Raw genomic sequence first — 19022 nt, forward strand, 5'->3', positions numbered from 1 at the left:
TGTAGGTGAACACCTACAGGAAGTAGTTTCGCATGGCTGCCCGCCCCACCCTCACCGCCGAGTCGCTCGCAACGACCGCGGCCGACATCGCCGACGAGCTCGGCTTCGAGCGGCTCAGCGTCTCCGAGGTCGCTCGGCGCGTGGGGGTCAAGCCCGCGAGCGTGTACTTCCACCTCGACGACGCCGACGACCTGCGCGGTCGTGTGAGCACGCTGGCCCTCACCGAGCTCGGCGACCGGCTGGCCCTCGCGCTCGCGGGGCGTGCCGGTCGTGACGCGCTCCGGGCGCTCATTAACACGGTGCGCGGATACGCGCTGGAGCACCCGGGGCGGTGGGAGGCGACGCAGGTCCGCATCACCGCACCGGAGGCCGCTCCGGCGGGTGCGCGCGTCGGCGCCCTGATGCTCGGCGTCGTCCGGGCGTACGGGCTGCCAGAGGACGAGCAGACCCACGCCGTGCGCCTCATCGGCAGCACCGTCAACGGCTTCGTGCGCCTGCACGTGAACGGCGGCTTCGACCACTCCGAGCCCGACCCCGAGGACTCGTGGCTCCGCATGACCCAGGCGCTCGACAACGCCCTCACCCACTGGCCCGCCAAGGCTGCACCCCACCAGGACACCTCACGATGAACCCGACTCTCCACGACGTCCCGCTGACCGAGGAGCTGTTCCGCGGCGCGGTCGAGCTCGAGCCGACGGCACGCGGCATGCAGCCGCACCGACTGCCGGCGTGGGCCCGTCGACAGCTGCCCGACCCGCAGCTCCTCATGGCCGAGGCCCAGCCCTCCGGCGTGCGCCTCGTGATGCGCACGGCGGCCACGACGATCGAGATCACGGCCCAGCCGACCCGCGTGGCCTACGTCGGGGCACCGCCGCGCCCGCTCGGCGTCTACGAGCTGCTCGTCGACGGCGTGCCGGCTGGGCACGGATCGGTCGGCGGGGGAGACGTGCTCACCATCGACATGAGCACCGGCGGACGCGAGGTGACCCACGGAGAGCCCGGCACCGTGACCTTCGAGGGCCTGCCGGCGACGGAGAAGACGGTCGAGATCTGGCTCCCGCACAACGAGCTGACCGAGGTCGTCGCACTCCGGGCGGACGCACCGGCAGACCCCGTGCAGGCGGCCGACCGGAGGGTGTGGCTGCACCACGGCAGCTCCATCAGCCACGGCTCCGCCGCCGTGCGCCCCACCGGGACCTGGCCCGCCGTCGCGGCGACCGCCGGGGGAGTGGACCTGGTGAACCTCGGCTTCGGCGGCAGTGCCCTGCTCGACCCGGCCACCGCCCGCACGATGCGCGACCTCCCGGCCGACGTGATCAGCGTCAAGATGGGGATCAACCTCGTCAACGCCGACCTCATGCGCGTCCGAGGGTTCGTCGCGGCGCTGCACGGCTTCCTCGACACCATCCGCGACGGCCACCCCGAGACGCCCCTGCTGCTCGTCTCGCCGATCCTGTGCCCGATCCACGAGGACACCCCGGGACCCGGCCTCGTCGACCCAGCGACCCTCGGCACCGACGACGTCCGGTTCAAGGCCGGCGGCGACCCGGCCGACGTCGCGTTCGGCAAGCTCACGCTGCGCGTGATCCGCGAGCAGATGGGCCAGGTCGTGGAGTCCCGCCGGGTCGACGATCCGCACCTGTACCTGCTCGACGGGCGCGAGCTCTACGGCGAGGCCGACTTCGAGACCGACCCGCTGCCCGACGCCCTCCACCCCAGCGCCGACACCCACCGGCTCATGGGGGAGCGCTTCGCGAAGCTCGCCTTCGCCGCGGGCGGCATCTTCGGGTCCGACTAGGACGCGGACTCGGGCGGCATCTCGGCGAACGCCAGCGCGTTGCCGTCCGGGTCGGGCACCATCACGTGGCGCACCCCGTTGCCGTAGGTCTCGATCTCGCCGTGCCCGATGCCGGCAGCCGCGAGCCTCTCCAGCAGGTCGTCGAGGCCGGAGACGCCGAAGGTGACGCGGCCGGCGCCGGCGCGCTCGGGAGCCGGCTCGATGAAGAGCGTCGCGTGCTCTTCGATGTCCCAGAGGATCTCGTCGCCGGCGCGGAGGTCCGGCTCGCGACCGAAGAACCGCCGGTACCAGTCGAGCGAGGCATCGAGGTCGGACACCGGGACTCCGGCGATCATGTGAGTGATTGATCCCGCCATGGGTGGATGATGTCGCACATGAGAGCGGTGGTCCACGACCGATACGGCGGACCGGAGGTCATGCGGGTCGAGGACGTGCCGGTGCCGACGCCGTCAGCGGGCCAGGTGCTGGTGCGGGTCGAGGCGACCTCGGTCAACCTCAGCGACTGGGAGTGCCTCGTCGGCTCGCCGGCGTACGCGCGGATCGGAGGCCTGCGGGCCCCGGCGCGCCCGACGCTCGGCTCCGACATCGCCGGCGTCGTCGAGGCGGTGGGCGAGGGCGTGACCTCGCTCCGTCCGGGCGACGAGGTGTACGGCGACAACCTCGCGCTGAAAGGCGGCTTTGCGGAGTACGCGGTGGCCCCGGAGGCGGTGCTCGCCACCAAGCCGGCCGGGCTCTCGTTCGCCGACGCCTCGACGATTCCGCAGGCCGGTGCGATCGCGATCCAGGGCACCGCGTGGGCGCGACCTGGCTCGCGCGTGCTGATCAACGGTGCGGGCGGCGGATCGGGCTCGTTCGCGATCCAGCTCGCGAAGCGCCTCGGTGCCCACGTCACCGGCGTCGACAACGCCACCAAGCTGGACTTCATGCGCTCGGTCGGCGCCGACGAGGTACTCGACTACGAGCGGCAGGACTTCACCCGGACCGGGCCCTACGACCTCGTGCTCGACCTCGTGGCACACCGCTCCGTCCTCGCGTACCGCCGCTCGGTGGCGCGCGGCGGGACGTATCGCTGCGTGGGCGGCTCGGTCGGCACGCTCCTGCGGGTGCTCACCGCCGGCACGGTGGTCGGGAAGGCCACCGGCCGCTCGCTGGGCGTCCTCGTGGTGAAGGAGGGGCCCGCGCAGTTCGTGCCGCTCGCCCACCTGGTCAGCCGCGGCGACGTCAGCGTGCACACCGAGCGGACCTACCGCCTCGACGAGGTACCGGAGGCCCTCGCCCACGTCGGCGAGGGGCGTGCCCTGGGCAAGGTCGTGGTGGTCCCGTCCTCGTGACATGCCAAGGGCGAGCCACCGTGCGGTGACTCGCCCTCGACGGGATCTGCGGTCGCTCAGACCCGACGGACCTTGTAAGAACCGGTCCAGATCTTGACCTTCTCGACGGACTTGCCCGGACGGGGCGAGTGCCAGATCTTGTTGTTCCCGGCGTAGATCGCGATGTGGTAGACGCCCGAGCCGTTGTAGAAGCCGATCAGGTCGCCCTTGCGCTTGTTGCCCTTGGAGACCTTCTTGCCCTTCGACATCTGGGCACCGGCGACGCGCGGCATGCTCTTCTTGACGGACTTCTTCACGACGTACTTGACCAGGCCGGAGCAGTCGAAGCCCGACGGGCTCGCGCCGCCGTAGCGGTACGGGGTGCCCTTGTACTTCGCGGCGGTGTTCATGATCTTCTTGCCGCGGATGATGGCGCGCTTGCGCTTGATCGCCTTCTTGCGGGCGATGACGTACTTCTTGCGCTTGATGGCGGCCTTGCGCTTCACGATGCGCTGGTAGCGGAGCTGGGCCGCGGACGGGGCCGCGGTCGTGGTGGAGACGGAGCTCTGGGCGCCGCTCGAGCTGACGGTGGCCGGGGCCGCCTGGGCGGGAGCACTCACGGTCATGATGGAGGCCGCCAGGGAGGCAGCGAGAATCGTTGCGACATGTCGCATAGGGGGATCTCCTTCAACGCCTTCGAGGAGAGACCTGTCGGACTGGCAGTGAAGGTGTGCCCCACGCTCGGTGGTTAGCCCCAAGTCGCGCGAACGCGACGCAATGCTGGTTTCCCCGGCTCGCCGATTGTGTGTTGATGGACTGGTCCCGTGAACCTCGGCGAGTTCAGCGTGCTCACGGCCTGGCCCAAGTAGGGCCTCAGGGACCATAGGCACGTGAAATCCGGGACCACGAATCGGAGAGATTCCGCCGTTACCGTCTGAGATCGTTGCGGTTACTGGCATTCCAGCGCTAAACGCGGTTTGCACGAACAGGCATGACGTGAGCCATCTCACACTTTCGCGGTGTCGGGGAGGATGCACCCATGGTCATCCTCGAACCTGCCACCGCCGAGAACTGGCGCGACATCGCGAAGGTCCGCGCCTCCGAGGCCCAGAGCGGCTGGGTCGCCGAGCCCACCTACTACCTGTGCCTGTCGGCGTACGACGGGCTGTGGCGCTCCTGTGCCGTGCGGACCGAGGACGGGACGACCGTCGGGCACGTCATGTGGGCCGTCGATCCCGACGACGACAGCCACTGGATCGGCGGCCTCGTGATCGACGCGGGACGACAGGGCGAGGGCCTGGGCCGCGCCACCGTCGAGGCGTTGCTGACCCTGTGGGAGCGCGACGAGCCCGCGCTCTCCGGGACGCCCTACCGGGAGGCGGCGCTGTCGGTCTCGGACGACAACGAGGTCGCGCTCGGGCTCTACCGGTCCTTGGGCTTCGTCGAGACCGGCGAGCTCTCCGACGACGAGATCGTGCTGAGGCGTCCGCGCCCCTAGCCCGACGCCGGACTGCGGGCGTACGTTGAAGGGGTGTCGTCGGGCTCGATGGTGCAGGGCATGGTCCGGGCCGTGGGCGAGAGCCCGGTCGCGGAGTGGGTCGCCGACGCCCAGCAGACCGTCTACCGCCCGCTGCTCGAGTGGGCCAGGCGAAGCCCGCTGCACTCCGGAGTGCTGGGCCACTCGGTGCATCCCGTGCTGACCGACGTCACCCTCGGCTGCTGGCTCAGTGCCTCGATCCTCGACGTGGCCGGCGGATCGAAGGCGCACGACAGTGCGAGGCTGCTGGTCGCAAGCGGGCTCGCGGCCGCCGTACCGACCGCCGTCGCCGGTGCCGCCGACTGGACCGAGCTGTCGGGTGCGGAACGCAGGATCGGCGCGGTGCACGCCGCCGGCACGGACATCGCCACCTTCCTCTTCTTCGGGTCCCTCGTCGCGCGGATGCGGGGGAACCGCGCCACGGGCTCGAAGCTCGCGATCGCGGGCAACCTCGTCATGGTCGGCGCCGGCCTGCTCGGAGGGCACCTGGCCCTCACGAAGGGAACGGCGAACCGCACGGTCGCCACTCCCTGAGGGTCCGATCGTCATCGCCCGAGCCGGCGAACTCCGGATTCCACCGATAGGCGCGCGCGAAAGCGCCTAGTCTGCATCGACGGAAGCGGCGATACGGGACGGTGGATGGAAGACAACGAGCGGCACCTCGATCCGCATGGTGTGCGGCGTGGCCGCCGGAGAGGCGTGGCGCTGCTGGCGGCTGCAACGCTCGTGGCGGCGACGCTGACCTTCAATGTCGCGGGCGCGAGTGACTCCGTTGACCGTGCGGCTCGAAACCTGGGCCTGCCCTGGTTCGACGCCCTCAGGGACTCCGACAGCGACGGACTGTCCGATCGCGAGGAGCTCCGCGGCTGGAAGGTCAGCGACGGCAGCGTGTACACGACGGACCCGAAGAAGCAGGACACCGACGGCGACGGCCTGGTCGACCCGCTTGAAGCCGGACCACGTGAGCGCGCTGCGGGTGCGGCGTCGGAAACGTACGCCGGACTCTCCGACCCGACTGAGACCGACACCGATGGCGACGGGCTCGACGACGGCAGCGAGTTCTTCGCCGATCTGGACCCTCGCCTGCCGGACACCGATGACGATGGCCTGCGCGACGACGTGGAACTGGCGTTCGGCTCCGATCCGTCGTCCGCGAATCCGGACGACGACTCGTACTCGGACAAGGCGGAGTACGAACGCGGATCTGACCCTCTGGTGTACGACCTCAGTCTGGCCCAGGCAGCGGGTGCTTTCGTCGTGGGAGCGAGCGCGGGCGACTGGGCTTGGGCTGCTCGCAAGATCGGCCGCCTCAACGAGCAGCAGCTCCAGTCGCCGGAATACCTGATCGGGCAGCTCATCAGTGGGCTGGTGGGCGTCGGTGACGTGCGGGATCTCGCGGCGAATCTGGGAACCTTGGACCTCGTCGACGCAATTCTCAGCCTGGTCGGGATCGTCCCGATCGTCGGCGACACCGCCCGGGTCATCGCCACTCTGGGGAAGTTCGCAGCGCACGGAGATCGCGCCGCGCGTGCCGTCGCGATGACGATCGAGCGCCTTCCGTGGTCGAAAGCCGACAAGGCGAGCGCACGGGAGAAGATCTTCGGTGGCACCCGCAGACTCCCGGTCGAGCTCCGAGGTGGGCCGAAGGAACACAGCGTCTACATCGGGGCCGGATATGTCGGAAGGACGAAGGACTTCCCGGCGCGGAAGGCGCAACATGCGTCCGCGGGGCGTTCCTTCACCCCACAGCTGATCCCCACGGCCACGAAGCTGAGCCTCGGCGAGGCTCGGGCGATCGAGGAAGCCTGCATCGTGAGGATTGGTCTCGGAGCGTCCGGTGGCGCTCTCGAGAACCGCATCCACAGCATCAGCCCCGGAGTCGCGCACTACGCCGCGGCGGTGGAGTGGGGAACGAGGTTCCTGGACTCGAACCGGGCGGCATGCTCTGTCGCCTAGATGTACAGAGCTCGTGGAACCACCGACCACCCCCGGTGATGAGTTCTCGCCACTTCCGCCGTCTTACCTGTGACAGGACATGACGAGACGGAAGAGGATGGCCATGAGTGTGGACACGCAACTGGGGGAGCGCAGCGACATGACCGAGGTCGACGAGCCGACGTTCTCCGCGATGGTCGAGCGGCACCGGCGGGAGCTGCACGTGCACTGCTACCGGATGCTCGGCTCCTTCGAGGACGCCGAGGACACCGTGCAGGAGACGTTCCTGCGGGCCTGGCGGCGGCGGGAGACCTACGAGGGTCGCTCGACGTTCCGCGCCTGGCTCTACAGGATCGCGACGAACGCCTGCCTCGACCTGCTGGCCAAGCGGCGCCCGGAGCCGGCCACCGGTGGCGAGGTGCTGTGGCTGCAGCCGTACCCCGACCGACTGCTCGACGAGCTGCGCGCGGACGACGCCGACGAGCCCGAGTCGCGGGTCGTGGCACGCGAGACGATCGAGCTGGCCTACCTGATCGCGGTCCAGCACCTGGCGCCACGGCCGCGGGCCGCGCTGATCCTGCGCGACGTGGTCGGCTGGCCGGCGAAGGACGTCGCCGAGCTCCTCGGGGACTCCGTGAACTCGGTGAACTCGGCGCTGCAGCGCGCCCGCGCCGGGATGCGCGAGTACCTGCCGGCCGAGCGCCAGGACTGGACGGGTGGCGCTGACGACCCCGAGACGCTCGAGCTGGTGCGCCGCTACACGGAGGCGTGTGTCGCCACGGACATCGACTCGATCGCCGAGATGCTGCGCGAGGACGTGCGCTGCTCGATGCCGCCGACGCCCGGACTGCACGTCGGCCGCGACGCGGTGGTCGGCGACTGGGTCGAGAGCGGCTTCGAGAGCATGACGGGCCTGCGGGTCGTCCCCACGTGGGCGAACCGGCAGCCTGCGGTCGGGGCCTACCTCTGGCGCGAGCAGGAGAACGCCTACCTGCCCCTCACGGTGGACGTGCTGCGCATCGAGGACGGGAAGATCAGCGAGATCCTCACCTTCCACAGCGACCAGTTCCCGCGGCTGGGACTGCCCGAGCGTCTGGAGGCATCATGAGCGCCGCGGAGGCACGAATCGGCACCCGGCCCCACCTCGGCAGGGTCGCCGTGACCGGCGTCGTCGCCGCGGTCGTGGCGGCAGCGGTCACCACCGCCTGCGCCGCGCTGGCGAAGGCAGCCGGCGTGGACTTCGAGGTCCCTGACGGTGGTGAGGCGATCCCGGTGGGCGGCTTCACCACGGTGACCGTGTTCTTCTCGCTCGTCGGCGTGGCCGTCGCGCTGGCGCTGGGACGCTGGAGCGCTCGCCCGGCGCAGCGGTTCCTCCAGGTCACGCTGGCACTGACCGCGGTGTCCCTGATGCCGCCGTTCCTCGCGGGAGGCAACGCGGCGACGACCGCCACCCTCGTGGGACTACACCTCGTCGCGGCCGCCGTGGTCATCCCGGTCGTGGGCCGGGCGCTCCGCACGCCGTGAGAGCCAGTCGCTGATCGTGGGAAGCACGAGGTCGAGCCTCCGCAGCATCCCGTCGTGGTCGAGCCCCGGCACGATCTCGTACGGGATGCCGCGGGCGTCGAGGTCGCGCGCCAGCTGGGTGGGGGAGAGGAGCGACGCCAGGACGGCGTCGTCCTCGCCCCACCAGAGGCGGAGTGGGCGGTCGAGGTCCGCCAGTGCGCCGGGCGGCAGGGCGGCGACGTCGTCCCAGAACGCCTCGGCAGCCGCGGGGTCGTAGGTCGCGAGGATCTCCTCCCAGGCCTCGGGGTCTTCGCACGCGGAGGCGTTGCGGGCCCGCGCACGGTCGCCCATGCCGCTCAGGTCGGCGGTCAGCGGGAAGCCGCCGCAGGCCACCGCCGTCACGCGTGCACTGCTCAGAGCGAGCCGCGCGGCCATCACGCCGTTCATCGAGTACCCGAACGTGGCGTAGGAGCCGATGCCGAGGTGGTCGAGCACCTGCTCGACGTCGCCGACGAAGCCGCTCATGTCATACGCACCGGGACGCACGCTCGGCCCGAACCCGCGCGGAGCCACGATCACCACCCGGAACCGTTCCGCGAGGGCGGACAGATTCATCGACGACCAGTCGACGTTCAGGCGCGGCACCACCACCGCGGCTCCCTCGCCCGCCGAGGACCACCAGATCCCGTCGAGCTCGGCCATGCGGCTCAGGGCATCCCGGCCATGGAGGTGAGCGCCGCGTAGTCGTCGGCGTCGAAGCCCGCGTCCGTGAGGACGTCCTTCAGCGAGATCGCGTCGAGCCTTGCGACGATCGCCTCCGTCACAAGTCGGTCGAGGTCGGTCAGCACGCCCTGGATGCTGCCGCCGACGGCGCACGCCGGATTGGGGCCATGGATCCCGAGCACCGGATCGTCGCCCTGGAGCAGTTGCCAGACCTGCGCGAGCGTGACGGATGCGGGGTCGACCGCCAGCTCCCAGCCGCCGCGGGCGCCGGGGCGCGAACGGACCAGGCCGCCGGCACGCAGGGGACCCAGCACCTTGCGCACGTGCACCGGGTTCACGGCAGTGCTGCCGGCCAGCTCCTCGGATCCGACGGGCTCGACGCGACCCGCCGCCGCACTGGCGGCGAGGTATGTCAGCACATGCACTGCCACCGCGAACTGGGTGTTGGTGGACCTGGCCATGACCCCATCTTGTCATATCGCCATCGTCGTGACTACAGTTAGGAACTGTCATCACCGTAACTACAGATCGGGACATCCCATGACCCTCGCCATCACCGGTGCCTCCGGCCAGCTCGGCCGCCTCGTCGCCGACCAGCTGCTCTCCACCGTCGATCCCTCCGAGGTCGTGCTGCTGACGCGCGACCCCGCCAAGCTCTCGGATCTCGCCGATCGCGGTGCGACGGTCCGTGCCGCCGACTTCGACCAGCCGGACGGCCTCGTCGATGCGCTCGCAGGCGTGGACCGGATGCTCCTGATCTCCACCGACGTCGTCGGCGCCCGGTTGGACGGCCACCGCGCCGCGATCGACGCCGCCGTGAAGGCCGGCGTGCGCCACGTCGCCTACACGTCGATCCCCGAGCCGACCGAGGACAATCCCTCGGGCGTCGTCCCGGACCACGCGGCCACCGAGGAGGCGCTCCGTGCCAGCGGCCTGGCGTGGACGATGCTGCGCAACAACCTCTACGCCGAGATGCAGGTCGGCACCGTCGAGCAGGCGGCCGCCAGCGGCCAGCTGTTCACCAACACCGGTGACGGGGGAGCCGCCTACGTCACCCGCGACGACGTCGCCGCCGTCGCGGTGGGCGTCCTCACGGGCGAGGGCCACGAGGGCCAGGCCTACGACGTGACCGGCCCCGCCGCGGTGACCGCCACGGATCTGGCCGCGCTCGCCACGAAGCGCGCCGGACGCCCCGTCGAGGTCATCGACGTCGACGACGAGGCGTACCAGGGCGGACTCGTCGCCGCCGGCGTGCCGGAGGCGTTCGCGCCGCTGCTCGTGTCGTTCGGTACCTCGATCCGGCTCGGGAAGCTCGCCCGAGTCACCGACGTGGTCGAGCGGGTCGGTGGCCGTACGCCGGCCGCTCTGGAAAGCCTGATCTCCTGATCAGGACCGACGCCGGCGCTGCTGCTCCAGAGCGCCGGCGAGGGCGTCCTTCATCTTGTTGAGCTGCTGGCTGATCCGTTCTCTTTCGTGCTCGGAGGTCCGTCTCAGCTGGGTGTCCATCGCGGCCTGCGCCTGGACGTCGTCGAACCCCATCAGCTCGCGCAGTCGGCGCCTGGCCTGCTGCTCCGATTTCGAGGAGTGGACCACGTCGGAGACCTCGGGCCACCGCTGCAACGCGTCGTGGATGGCCTGCAGGATGTGCAGGCGTTCACGGATGAGGCGGACGTCGTCGTCGGTGTACTCGTGCGCCTCGTCGTCCATGCGCGTCAGCATTCCACGGGACGACGCGCTGCGAGGGCGCGTTGGCGCGATCCGCGCACCGGTCACAATGGTCGCGTCCCACGTGTCCGAAAGGTGATGCCGATGCGCGCGCTCGTCCTCGATGCCGTCCGGGCCCGGCCGGAGATCCGTGACGTCCCCGAGCCGGCGGCTCCGGACAGTGGCGTGGTGGTCCGCGTGGCCGCCACGGGCCTGTGCCGCAGCGACTGGCACGCCTGGGCGGGCCACGATGACGGCGTCGCCTTCCCCCACGTGCCGGGCCACGAGCTGGCCGGCGTGATCTCCGAGGTCGGGTCCGGCGTCACGCTCTGGAACGTGGGCGACCGCGTCACGGTCCCGTTCGTCGCCGGCTGCGGCACCTGTGAGTGGTGCCTGGCCGGCGACGCGCAGGTCTGCCCCGACCAGGAGCAGCCCGGCTTCACCTACTGGGGCTCGTTCGCCGAGTACGTGGCCGTGCACGCCGCCGACACCAACCTCGTGCGAATCCCCGCGTCGGTCGACTTCGCGACCGCGGCCAGCTTGGGCTGCCGGTTCGCGACGGCGTACCGCGCGCTCGTCGGTCGCGCGCGGGTCGTCGAGGGCGAGTGGGTCACGGTGGTCGGCGCCGGGGGAGTGGGCCTCAGCTCGGTCATGATCGCCCGCGCGCTCGGCGCCCGGGTCATCGCCGTGGACCGCAACGCCGAGGCGCTCGCGGTCGCCGCGGACCTCGGCGCCGAGCACGGCATCCTCACGGGGCCGGACCTCTCCGGTGGCCCTGGCGCCGCGCCGCCCCCGACTTTTGTGACGGCAGTCGGTCCGGAAGTCGAGCGGGAGCGGAGCGGCGTCACAAATGTCGCCCTTGCGGTCGCGGAGCTCACCGGCGGCGGCAGTCACGTCGCGGTGGACGCGGTGGGCAGCGAGCAGACCTGCGCCGACGCGATCCTCAGCCTGCGTCGCCGAGGCCGTCTCGCCCAAGTCGGCCTGCTTCCCGCGATCGAGGGCCACCCGCGGGTGCCGATGGAGCGAGTCATCGGCTGGGAGCTCGACCTCCTCGGCAGCCACGGCATGGCCGCCGCCGACTACCCGGGCATGATGGCGCTCATCGAGCAGGGCGAGCTGGAGCCGCAGCGTCTCATCGAGCGCACCATCGGACTCGACGAAGCGGCGGCCCTGCTGCCGGTCTTCGACCGGGCGAAGCTCGCCGGCATGACGATCATCGACCCGATGCGCTGACGGACGCTGCCAGAGCGAGGGGACGCAGCCGGCCGTCGACCATCGTGTGGGCACTGCTCAGGCGCGGAAGGATGCGCTGGTCGTGCGTGACCAGGATCGTCGCTGTGTCGTGCTCGGCCGTGAGCCGCAGCAGCAGGTCGACGATCTGGGTGCCGCGTTCCTGGTCCAGTGCGCTGGTGGGCTCGTCGACGATCAGCACGGAGGGACGGTGCATCAGCGCGCGGGCGATGTTGACCCGCTGACGTTGTCCGCCCGAGAGCTGCGCGGGTCGTTTGTCGGCGTCGCGGCTCAGGCCGACCGCCTCGAGGAGCTCGGTGGCTCGCTCACGCGTCGCATCGCGTGCGCCACGGCGCTGCCGGTCGGTCGTGAGCTCGTTCATCACCAGCAGCTGCTCGAAGGCCGTCAGGGAGGCCAGCAGGTTCGATTGCTGGAAGACCAGTCCCACTCGTGTGCGGCGGAGTTCGGCTCGCTCGGGAAGGCTGAGGCCGGTCGCTTCGATGCCGTCGATGGTGACCGTGCCCCGGTCAGGGGTGATCAGGGTCGAGGCGACGGCCAGCAGGCTGGACTTCCCGGATCCTGACGGACCGGTGATGCCGACCGTCGCACCGGCCTCGACGTGCAGGCTGGCGTCGTCGATCGCGGTCACGCGGGATGTGCCGTCGGGGAAGGTCAGGGTGATGTTGGCGAGGTCGATCATCGGTTGCTCCCGAGGGCGGTGAGGGGGTCGATGCGGGTGACTGAGCCGGTGGCGAGACCAGCGCCGGCGAGCCCGAGTGCCGTCATGATGAGCCCGGGCAGCACCGTCGTCAGCGGACTCAGGACGAAGGGCAGGGCAGCGCCGGCCGCGGTGCCCAGCACCGCGGTCACCGCGATCCCGGTCGTCACGCCGACGAGCAGCACGACGGCGGCCTGTCCCAGGGCGTCGAGCGTCAGCATGCGGTTGGTGGCGCCGAGCGCCTTGAGCACCGCGATGTCCGGCTGCCGCTGGATGCTCCACACGGTGAAGAACGCGCCGACGACCAGGGCCGAGATGCCGAAGAGCATCCCGACCATGAGCAGCAGCGATCCGATCTCTGACTTGAAGGACCCGAGTGCCGGGAGCGAGGTCAGCACACCGGTGGACTCCGTGCCCGCCTCGGCGTCGGCAGCGGCGAAGTCGATCTGCGATCCCGAGACGGCCAGGACGGTCGCGAACGGTTCCGGCTCGCCGGGTCGTGCGGCGAGCTCCTGCCAGTCCGCCAGCGCGAGGTTGGCCACCGGCAGGTGGGAGTACCACGAAACGTCGCGGATGGAGTCGACGACGAACGCGCGGTCCGTGATCCGGACCGTGTCGCCGGCATCGACGCGCAGCTCCTGCGCCGTCTCCGCGCCCAGGGCGACGTGGCCACGCGGAGGTGATGGCTCGGAGGACATGGGTGGGCCGCCACCGAACAGCGCGACGGTCTCGTTCCGGTCGGCTGCGGACACCCGTGACGTGCTGATGCCCAGCGGGGCGACGGAGGTGACCCCGTCCCTCCCGGTCCAGGTGTCGGCCTGGGCCTGGGTGACCGCCGAGTCGGCGTAGGACGGCGGCTCGTCGCCCGGGGTCGAGAAGACGATGCGGTCCGCGTCGAGGGACGTGATGGCCGAGACGTTCTGCTGGGCCAGCCCTCCGGTGAGTCCGGCGAGGAAGGTCACCAGGACGGTGATGAGCGTGACGACGACGGCGATGAGCGCAAATCGTCCCTTCGCCACTTTGAGGTCGCGCCAGGCGACGAACATAGGATTCCTTCGAGAGAGGTGCGCACGATCCCGATGACGGGTGCGTCCCCTCCACCGTCGCTCGATTCCGGCGCCGCGCCATCGTGCACCCGATCGCTCTTCCGGTGGGCGAACGTACGAAGCACAATTCCACCTTTCGAACGAGGGCACCGACCGTCGCGACACCTAGACTGGATCGGTGATGTGGGTGTGAAGCGGGACGACAGCAGCCGCGGAATCGGCCCGGTCTCGACCTGGCTCTCGATGTCACTCCACGCGCTGGTGGCCGCACTGATCGCGATCGTGGTGCTCAACTCCGCCGATGGGACCGCCGCGGACCGCGTCGCGGTGATCTCGCTCGCGACGCTGTTCGCCGTCACGTACGTCCTCGGCGTCGTGCCGGAGGGTGCGTTGCCCGAGCCGGGACGGCGGGGTTGGTGGTGGATCGCGGCCCTGACCGTGGAGTGGCTCTCGCTGATGTGGCTCAGCGTGGAGGCGACCTACCTGGTCTTCGCGCTGTTCTTCCTCTACCTGCGCCAGCTCGGGACGGCGCTGGGCGTCATGGCGGTGATCGGCGCCACGATGGTCGCGATCGGCGCCTTTGGCCTGCACCGGGGCTTCGACGTCGCCGGGATCGTCGGGCCGGCCCTGGGCGCGGGAGTCGCCATCGTGATCGGCTGGGGCTACGAGGCCCTCCAACGCGAGGTCGCGCAACGACAGCGGCTGATCGAGGAGCTGACGCGGACTCGCGACCAGCTGGTGGTGGCCGAGCATGCCGCGGGCGTGGTGGCCGAACGCGAACGGCTGGCCCGCGAGATCCACGACACCGTCTCGCAGTCCCTCTCGAGCGTCATCATGCTGCTGCATGCCGCACAGCGGAGCGGTCCCGGTACGCCGAAGGGCGGCGAGCGGCTGGAGCAGGCCCGACAAGCGGCCACCGAGGCCTTGGCGGAGACACGCGAGTTCATCCACGCCCTGGCCCCACCCGCGTTGCGGAACGCCGGCATCGGGGATGCGCTGGTGCGGCTGGGAGCACGAACCCGGGACACCACCGGTCTGCAGGTCGAGGTGGACGTGCCGGCCGACACCGGCATCCTGCCCATGCCGGTGGAGACGGCTCTCCTGCGCATCGCCCAGGGCGCGATGGCGAACGTGATCCAGCACGCCCACGCCACTCGGGTCGACGTGACCCTGACGCGGCTCGATGACGAGGTCATCCTCGACGTCGTCGACGACGGTGTCGGGTTCGACCCGGCCCACCTCGGGCCGCTCGGGGACGTCTCCACGTCGTTCGGGCTGGCGGCCATGCGCGAGCGGGCGGCGTCCCTCGGTGGTCGACTCGACGTGGAGTCCCGTCCCGGCCACGGGACCAGCGTCGTGGCGAGCTTCGGAGTGGCCGGATGAGCGTGCGCGTCCTCATCGTCGACGATCACCCGCTGATGCGCGCCGCTCTGTGCGCGCTGTTCGAGACCGAGGGGTCGATCGAGGTCGTCGGGGCCGTGGGCACGACGGCGGAGGCTCTCGACGAGGCCCAGCGGAGCCACCCGGACGTCGTGTTGATGGACCTGCAGTTCAACCGCGTCTTCGAGGGTGCGCGGGCCACCCGCGAGATCCGCGGACTGGCGGAGCCGCCCGCGGTGCTCGTCCTGACGAACTTCGACACCGACGCTGACATCATCGAGGCCATCGAGGCGGGTGCCGCCGGCTATCTGCTGAAGGACGCCGCGCCGGAGGAGATCACCGCCGCCATCCATGCCGCTGCCGCGGGTCAGACCGCTCTGTCACCGTCGGTCGCGACGCGCCTCCTCGCACGGATGCAGCAGCCGCGGACGTCCCTGAGCGCGCGGGAGCTCGAGGTGCTGAACCTGGTCGCCGCGGGACACAGCAACACGGACATCGCCCGGCGGCTGCACCTGAGCGAGACCACCGTGAAGTCCCATCTGGCGCACGTCTACCCCAAGCTGGGCGTGAACTCGCGCACCGCGGCGGTCGCTGAGGCGCGTCGGCGGGGTGTCATCGGCCGCGCCTGAGAAACTCGTCCCCATGGCATCGAAGGCGGCGAGCATCACCAAGGCCACCGGAACCGCGTGGACCTCCTGGGACGAGTGGCTGACCGAGCAGGGAGCCCGTGAGCTTCCCCACCCCGACATCGCGAGGCTCGCGCTGGAGCGCGTCCACGAGCTCGGCATCACGCAGCACGCGGCGAACGGCAAGCCGTTCAACGACGGCTGGTGGGCCCAGACCATCGCGATCGAGTACGGACACCAGCACGGCCTGCGGGAGAAGGGCCAGCTGGCGGCGGGGGACCACGCGGTGTCGGCGTCGAAGAAGGTCGTCGGCACGCTCGACGAGCTGCTCGAGCGCTGGCTTGACCTCGTCGCCGGCCAGGACACGTTCGACGGTGTGGCGCTCGAGGGGGACCCACGCGTGAGCTCGACGGACAAGTGGCGCTACTGGCGAGCGAAGCTGGTGGACGGCTCGACGGTCAAGGTGGACGTCTCCGCCGATCGCATCGCGATCCAGCACGCCGGCCTCGCGTCGACGGCCGAAGGTGAGCGCTGGCGCCCGTACTGGAAGGCCCGCCTGTCCGATCTCGCGTGAGGCCGGTGTCCTGCTCGAGACGGATCAGACTCCGTCCTCGATCAGGGCCGTGGCCGGCAGCCAGTCGGCCCCGAGGAGCTGGGCGAGTTCACTGAGGCCCGTGGTGTCGCCTCCCGCGGTGTCGGAGGCTGCGGCGATCCGTTCCACCATGACCTTGCCGACCCGCTCCTCCACGGTGCCCTCGGCGTAGGCGATGTGCCACGGCGAGACCTGGTGGTCGCGGTGAGTTCGGCCGGTCACCTGTCGTCCGGCGATGCCCGAGAATCGCGCTTGGTGGAAGATGCCGACCCGCGGCTCGGTGCTCCCACTGCTGCCGTCTGCGAGGGTCTCGCCGGCGTGCAGACTGATCGAGGCGACGGTGGTGAACACGCAGACCTTCGCCTGTCCCGTCTGGAACCGGAGCCGCTCGGCCTCGACGTCGAACCGGTCACGGCCGTAGATGGTGGCGACCTCGATGCCGGTCTCGCGCAGTCGGTCGGCGATCGGGTCGGCGGCGGTCGCCACGAACTCGACGGAGCACGCGACCTGGCGCTCGGCCTCGACCTGCTGGGCGATCCAGGCGACGGTCGAGTCGACGCGGATCAGTCCGGCCTTCTGCCGGAAGCGCAGCAGCGCGGAGCGGCCCTTCGCGACGTTGCGGCCGCGCCGGGCGATGTCCATCTCATGGCAGAACTGGCCCCATTCAGTCTCGTAGGCGCTCCGTTCCGCCGGGGTGAGCGCCACGGGCATGCCGGAGATCGGCACCGGGCCCCACGGTGCGGCGCGGTGCAGCATGGCCGGTGGCCGTTCCTCGGCCAGCCAGCCACGTACCAGCTTGAGATCCGCGGCGCGCCGAGCGGGGTCGGTGGTCCACGTCGCGCCGTAGCGTCCGCGCTCCACCCCGACGCCGTGGCGCTCGAGCGCGTCGGCGAACGAGGCTGCGGGTTGCGTCGCTGAGGCCCACTCCTTCATCGGCTCGCCGAGCACCTGCGCATACGCCGGAGCGAGGTACGGCAGCTCGAGTGGCGTGTGCCCGGGCGTCGCGGTGGTCGCGATGACGAACGGCGCCTTGTCGTGCGGGCGGCCGTGTCCGGAGATCCGTGCCCAGAGCTTCCATCGCTTCGTCGTCGTCCGTCGCAGCGCGTGAGCCTCGTCCGCGATGATGACGTCCCAGGTGTGGTCCTTGACCTTCTCCAACCGGTCCCACGTGATGACCACCCAGTCGAGGCCGCCGTCGCCGAGTGCGGTGATCGTGCGGCACCAGTGCCCGATCGTGATCGCGGCGGGTCGGTCGGCCACGACGAGGACCCGCCGCGCAGCTCGGAGATCGGCCACCGCCGTCGCCCCGAGAACCGCAGAGATCGTCTTGCCCACGCCGGGCTCGTCGGCCAGCAGGAACTGCCGCCCGCCCGCTGCGGCACGCGCCGCGATCGCGTCGGCCGCCTCGAACTGGATCCTCCGCGGCTCAAGCTCGTCGGTCGGTTCGGGGCTCGGCGTCGGACGGTCGGGATTGAGGGAGTTCTCGATGAACCGACCGAGCGTGTGGGGCCCCGGAGCGTACGGGGCGAGGTGCTCGGGCAGCGCGCGTCCGACGTGGAGGTGAGTCCTGACCGCCGGGTGCCAGGTGGCGCCGTCGACCTGGGTCCCGTACGGAACGTCGAGCACCCAAACGCGCTCACCCGGTCCGGCGGTCGGCAACGGCCGCGACTGCTGGCGCGTCCCGCCACGGCGCGGAGACGCGGTGCGTCGGCGAGCACTGGATCGGCGAGGACTGGCCACCTTCCGGACGCTATCTGGGTGTCCGACCCGAACAGAGCTGGCTCGCCCGGGGGAGGCGTCCCGGTCGCCGTCTCCACTCATCGCCCCTAGGCTCGGGACGCTTGCGTCCCTTCGAGCGCGCGGGCCTGTGCCGACCTACCACGTCCCGGACCCATGATCGATCAGTGAAGGAAGCCCATGTGCCGCGTTCTGGCCTATCTCGGATCAGAAGTACCGCTGGAAGACCTGCTGCTCAAGCCTGAGAACAGCCTCATCAACCAGGCCCTCGACCCGGAGCGCCACCCGCAGCTCCAACTGGCCGGGTGGGGATTCGGAGCGTGGAGCGAGCACCTGCTCAAGCCGGAGAAGCCGTTCCTCTACCACCGTCCCATGGCCGCCTTCTACGACGACAACGTCGTCGGCATCGTGCCGAGCCTCCAGGTCAGCACCATGCTCGCCCACGTCAGGGCGGCGGACTACAACTCCAAGACCGTGCTGGCCGACGAGAACTGCCACCCCTTCTCCTTCGAGGGGACGCCGTGGATCGTCGCGCAGAACGGCGACGTGCCGAACTGGCAGCTCCTGCAGCGCGAGCTGCTGCAGCACTGCAAGGACGAGTACCCCGAGCAGATGGTGGGCACCACGGACACCGAGTTCCTCTACGTGCTCCTGCTGTCCCTGCTCGAGAGCGACAGCGACGAGGACGTGAAGCGCGCCTTTGAGGAGGTCATGAGACTCCTCGTCCAGGCGATGAAGGACCTCGATCTGCCTGCGCTGGCCAAGCTGAAGCTGGCGCTGGTCTCTCCGAACCGGATCATCGGGGTCAACGTCGGCACCGGGCACGACGGTGAGCCCGATCCGGCGGGGGACTGGGAGGAGCTGCGCAAGTCCGGCCCCGGCACGGACGACTACGCCCTCTCCATGCTCCTGGAGCCGATGTACCTGCTGATGGGCCGCAACTTCGACCACGACGGCCCGACCTACGACTTCGACGAGTGCACCGTCGACAACGCGACCGGCGTCATCTTCGCCTCCGAGCCGTTGACCGACAGCAAGGCGGACTGGGGGACGTTGGAGTTCGGCGAGATCGTGTTCCTCGAGAGGGACGGCGAGAAGATCACTAAAACCGTCGACAAGTTGAAGGTGTAGCGAAACCGGCGGCGGTCCGGCGGCGCGTAGGGTGGAGTCCGTGCAGCGCGAA

General features: G+C 70.5%; 22 protein-coding genes. 14 read left to right on the forward strand and 8 right to left on the reverse strand.

What is annotated here, in order from left to right; translation table 11 throughout:
* The first annotated feature begins 32 nt into the window (after window positions 1–32).
* A complete protein-coding gene (locus tag B2363_RS03370) occupies window positions 33–629 on the forward strand; it encodes a TetR/AcrR family transcriptional regulator (protein ID WP_286928445.1) in 597 nt (198 codons plus the stop codon).
* On the forward strand, window positions 626–1798 hold the full coding sequence (locus tag B2363_RS03375) for an SGNH/GDSL hydrolase family protein (protein ID WP_286928447.1): 1173 nt from the start codon (window positions 626–628) through the stop codon (window positions 1796–1798). Before B2363_RS03370 ends, B2363_RS03375 begins: the two co-directional genes overlap by 4 nt.
* Here the strand turns inward: B2363_RS03375 and B2363_RS03380 are convergent.
* Entirely contained in the window at window positions 1795–2154 is a 360-nt protein-coding gene (locus tag B2363_RS03380; protein WP_286928448.1) for a VOC family protein, read from the reverse strand. The two genes, B2363_RS03375 and B2363_RS03380, sit on opposite strands and share 4 nt — an antisense overlap.
* Window positions 2155–2172: 18 nt before the next feature.
* Between B2363_RS03380 and B2363_RS03385 the strand changes: the two genes are divergently transcribed.
* On the forward strand, window positions 2173–3129 hold the full coding sequence (locus B2363_RS03385) for an NAD(P)-dependent alcohol dehydrogenase (RefSeq protein ID WP_286928449.1): 957 nt from the start codon (window positions 2173–2175) through the stop codon (window positions 3127–3129).
* A 56-nt stretch (window positions 3130–3185) separates the two neighbouring features.
* On the opposite strand, the gene B2363_RS03390 is transcribed toward B2363_RS03385, so the two are convergent.
* Window positions 3186–3782 (reverse strand): C40 family peptidase, encoded by a 597-nt coding sequence (locus B2363_RS03390; protein ID WP_286928451.1) that lies wholly within the window; start codon window positions 3780–3782, stop codon window positions 3186–3188.
* A 365-nt stretch (window positions 3783–4147) separates the two neighbouring features.
* On the opposite strand from B2363_RS03390, the gene B2363_RS03395 reads away from it, so the two are divergent.
* The 5 genes from B2363_RS03395 (at window position 4148) to B2363_RS03415 (ending at window position 8104) form a co-directional block, all read left to right on the forward strand.
* Window positions 4148–4606: a GNAT family N-acetyltransferase gene (locus B2363_RS03395; protein WP_286928453.1), complete on the forward strand. Its 459-nt coding sequence runs from the start codon at window positions 4148–4150 to the stop codon at window positions 4604–4606.
* A 33-nt stretch (window positions 4607–4639) separates the two neighbouring features.
* On the forward strand, window positions 4640–5179 hold the full coding sequence (locus tag B2363_RS03400) for a DUF2231 domain-containing protein (RefSeq protein ID WP_286928454.1): 540 nt from the start codon (window positions 4640–4642) through the stop codon (window positions 5177–5179).
* Window positions 5180–5284: 105 nt separating this feature from the next.
* Window positions 5285–6601 carry a hypothetical protein gene (locus B2363_RS03405; protein WP_286928455.1) on the forward strand — a complete coding sequence of 439 codons (1317 nt, stop codon included), beginning with the start codon at window positions 5285–5287 and terminating at the stop codon, window positions 6599–6601.
* 103 nt (window positions 6602–6704) lie between these two features.
* Window positions 6705–7688 (forward strand): RNA polymerase subunit sigma-70, encoded by a 984-nt coding sequence (locus tag B2363_RS03410; protein ID WP_286928457.1) that lies wholly within the window; start codon window positions 6705–6707, stop codon window positions 7686–7688.
* A complete protein-coding gene (locus B2363_RS03415) occupies window positions 7685–8104 on the forward strand; it encodes a DUF6069 family protein (RefSeq protein ID WP_286928458.1) in 420 nt (139 codons plus the stop codon). The genes B2363_RS03410 and B2363_RS03415 overlap by 4 nt, the downstream gene beginning before the upstream one ends.
* Here B2363_RS03415 and B2363_RS03420 read toward each other — a convergent pair.
* Both B2363_RS03420 and B2363_RS03425 read right to left on the reverse strand, forming a co-directional pair.
* A complete protein-coding gene (locus B2363_RS03420) occupies window positions 8042–8785 on the reverse strand; it encodes an alpha/beta fold hydrolase (RefSeq protein WP_286928459.1) in 744 nt (247 codons plus the stop codon). The two genes, B2363_RS03415 and B2363_RS03420, sit on opposite strands and share 63 nt — an antisense overlap.
* A gap of 5 nt (window positions 8786–8790) precedes the next feature.
* A complete protein-coding gene (locus tag B2363_RS03425) occupies window positions 8791–9267 on the reverse strand; it encodes an Rrf2 family transcriptional regulator (protein ID WP_286928460.1) in 477 nt (158 codons plus the stop codon).
* Window positions 9268–9346: 79 nt separating this feature from the next.
* Here B2363_RS03425 and B2363_RS03430 point away from each other — a divergent pair, with 79 nt between their 5' ends.
* Complete coding sequence (locus B2363_RS03430) at window positions 9347–10192, forward strand: SDR family oxidoreductase (RefSeq protein WP_286928461.1); 846 nt, start codon at window positions 9347–9349, stop codon at window positions 10190–10192.
* Here the strand turns inward: B2363_RS03430 and B2363_RS03435 are convergent, their stop codons facing one another.
* Window positions 10193–10513, reverse strand: a complete 321-nt coding sequence (locus B2363_RS03435) for a DNA gyrase subunit A (protein WP_286928463.1) — start codon at window positions 10511–10513, stop codon at window positions 10193–10195.
* A 102-nt stretch (window positions 10514–10615) separates the two neighbouring features.
* On the opposite strand from B2363_RS03435, the gene B2363_RS03440 reads away from it, so the two are divergent.
* The gene (locus B2363_RS03440; protein WP_286928464.1) at window positions 10616–11743 is read left to right on the forward strand and encodes an alcohol dehydrogenase catalytic domain-containing protein; all 1128 of its coding nucleotides are present in this window, start codon (window positions 10616–10618) and stop codon (window positions 11741–11743) included.
* On the opposite strand, the gene B2363_RS03445 is transcribed toward B2363_RS03440, so the two are convergent.
* Window positions 11724–12440: an ABC transporter ATP-binding protein gene (locus B2363_RS03445; RefSeq protein WP_286928465.1), complete on the reverse strand. Its 717-nt coding sequence runs from the start codon at window positions 12438–12440 to the stop codon at window positions 11724–11726. The two genes, B2363_RS03440 and B2363_RS03445, sit on opposite strands and share 20 nt — an antisense overlap.
* The gene (locus B2363_RS03450; protein ID WP_286928467.1) at window positions 12437–13504 is read right to left on the reverse strand and encodes an ABC transporter permease; all 1068 of its coding nucleotides are present in this window, start codon (window positions 13502–13504) and stop codon (window positions 12437–12439) included. Before B2363_RS03450 ends, B2363_RS03445 begins: the two co-directional genes overlap by 4 nt.
* Window positions 13505–13693: 189 nt before the next feature.
* Between B2363_RS03450 and B2363_RS03455 the strand changes: the two genes are divergently transcribed.
* From B2363_RS03455 to B2363_RS03465, 3 genes are read left to right on the forward strand one after another with little or no spacing between them, the layout of a single operon-like run.
* Window positions 13694–14887, forward strand: coding sequence for a sensor histidine kinase (locus tag B2363_RS03455; RefSeq protein ID WP_286928468.1), 1194 nt, complete (start codon window positions 13694–13696; stop codon window positions 14885–14887).
* Window positions 14884–15513: a response regulator gene (locus tag B2363_RS03460; protein ID WP_286928469.1), complete on the forward strand. Its 630-nt coding sequence runs from the start codon at window positions 14884–14886 to the stop codon at window positions 15511–15513. The genes B2363_RS03455 and B2363_RS03460 overlap by 4 nt, the downstream gene beginning before the upstream one ends.
* A 13-nt stretch (window positions 15514–15526) precedes the next feature.
* Window positions 15527–16084: a hypothetical protein gene (locus tag B2363_RS03465; RefSeq protein WP_286928471.1), complete on the forward strand. Its 558-nt coding sequence runs from the start codon at window positions 15527–15529 to the stop codon at window positions 16082–16084.
* Window positions 16085–16108: 24 nt separating this feature from the next.
* Here B2363_RS03465 and B2363_RS03470 read toward each other — a convergent pair whose 3' ends face one another.
* Window positions 16109–17728, reverse strand: coding sequence for a helicase (locus tag B2363_RS03470; protein ID WP_286928473.1), 1620 nt, complete (start codon window positions 17726–17728; stop codon window positions 16109–16111).
* A gap of 291 nt (window positions 17729–18019) precedes the next feature.
* On the opposite strand from B2363_RS03470, the gene B2363_RS03475 reads away from it, so the two are divergent.
* Window positions 18020–18970 (forward strand): class II glutamine amidotransferase, encoded by a 951-nt coding sequence (locus tag B2363_RS03475; protein WP_286928475.1) that lies wholly within the window; start codon window positions 18020–18022, stop codon window positions 18968–18970.
* The last annotated feature ends 52 nt before the right edge of the window (window positions 18971–19022 follow it).

Source organism: Aeromicrobium sp. UBA7512 (genome assembly GCF_002476985.1).
Taxonomy (GTDB): Bacteria; Actinomycetota; Actinomycetes; order Propionibacteriales; family Nocardioidaceae; genus Aeromicrobium; species Aeromicrobium phoceense.

Bases quoted from the DNA above. Each gene is read 5' to 3' on its own strand.
- B2363_RS03385 (WP_286928449.1), top strand. From the start codon at position 2,173: ATGAGAGCGGTGGTCCACGACCGATACGGCGGACCGGAGGTCATGCGG.
- B2363_RS03435 (WP_286928463.1), bottom strand. From the start codon at position 10,513: ATGGACGACGAGGCGCACGAGTACACCGACGACGACGTCCGCCTCATC.
- B2363_RS03430 (WP_286928461.1), top strand. From the start codon at position 9,347: ATGACCCTCGCCATCACCGGTGCCTCCGGCCAGCTCGGCCGCCTCGTC.
- B2363_RS03440 (WP_286928464.1), top strand. From the start codon at position 10,616: ATGCGCGCGCTCGTCCTCGATGCCGTCCGGGCCCGGCCGGAGATCCGT.
- B2363_RS03465 (WP_286928471.1), top strand. From the start codon at position 15,527: ATGGCATCGAAGGCGGCGAGCATCACCAAGGCCACCGGAACCGCGTGG.
- B2363_RS03450 (WP_286928467.1), bottom strand. From the start codon at position 13,504: ATGTTCGTCGCCTGGCGCGACCTCAAAGTGGCGAAGGGACGATTTGCG.
- B2363_RS03380 (WP_286928448.1), bottom strand. From the start codon at position 2,154: ATGGCGGGATCAATCACTCACATGATCGCCGGAGTCCCGGTGTCCGAC.
- B2363_RS03405 (WP_286928455.1), top strand. From the start codon at position 5,285: ATGGAAGACAACGAGCGGCACCTCGATCCGCATGGTGTGCGGCGTGGC.
- B2363_RS03370 (WP_286928445.1), top strand. From the start codon at position 33: ATGGCTGCCCGCCCCACCCTCACCGCCGAGTCGCTCGCAACGACCGCG.
- B2363_RS03475 (WP_286928475.1), top strand. From the start codon at position 18,020: ATGTGCCGCGTTCTGGCCTATCTCGGATCAGAAGTACCGCTGGAAGAC.
- B2363_RS03390 (WP_286928451.1), bottom strand. From the start codon at position 3,782: ATGCGACATGTCGCAACGATTCTCGCTGCCTCCCTGGCGGCCTCCATC.
- B2363_RS03415 (WP_286928458.1), top strand. From the start codon at position 7,685: ATGAGCGCCGCGGAGGCACGAATCGGCACCCGGCCCCACCTCGGCAGG.
- B2363_RS03395 (WP_286928453.1), top strand. From the start codon at position 4,148: ATGGTCATCCTCGAACCTGCCACCGCCGAGAACTGGCGCGACATCGCG.
- B2363_RS03420 (WP_286928459.1), bottom strand. From the start codon at position 8,785: ATGGCCGAGCTCGACGGGATCTGGTGGTCCTCGGCGGGCGAGGGAGCC.
- B2363_RS03410 (WP_286928457.1), top strand. From the start codon at position 6,705: ATGAGTGTGGACACGCAACTGGGGGAGCGCAGCGACATGACCGAGGTC.
- B2363_RS03460 (WP_286928469.1), top strand. From the start codon at position 14,884: ATGAGCGTGCGCGTCCTCATCGTCGACGATCACCCGCTGATGCGCGCC.
- B2363_RS03445 (WP_286928465.1), bottom strand. From the start codon at position 12,440: ATGATCGACCTCGCCAACATCACCCTGACCTTCCCCGACGGCACATCC.
- B2363_RS03425 (WP_286928460.1), bottom strand. From the start codon at position 9,267: ATGGCCAGGTCCACCAACACCCAGTTCGCGGTGGCAGTGCATGTGCTG.
- B2363_RS03375 (WP_286928447.1), top strand. From the start codon at position 626: ATGAACCCGACTCTCCACGACGTCCCGCTGACCGAGGAGCTGTTCCGC.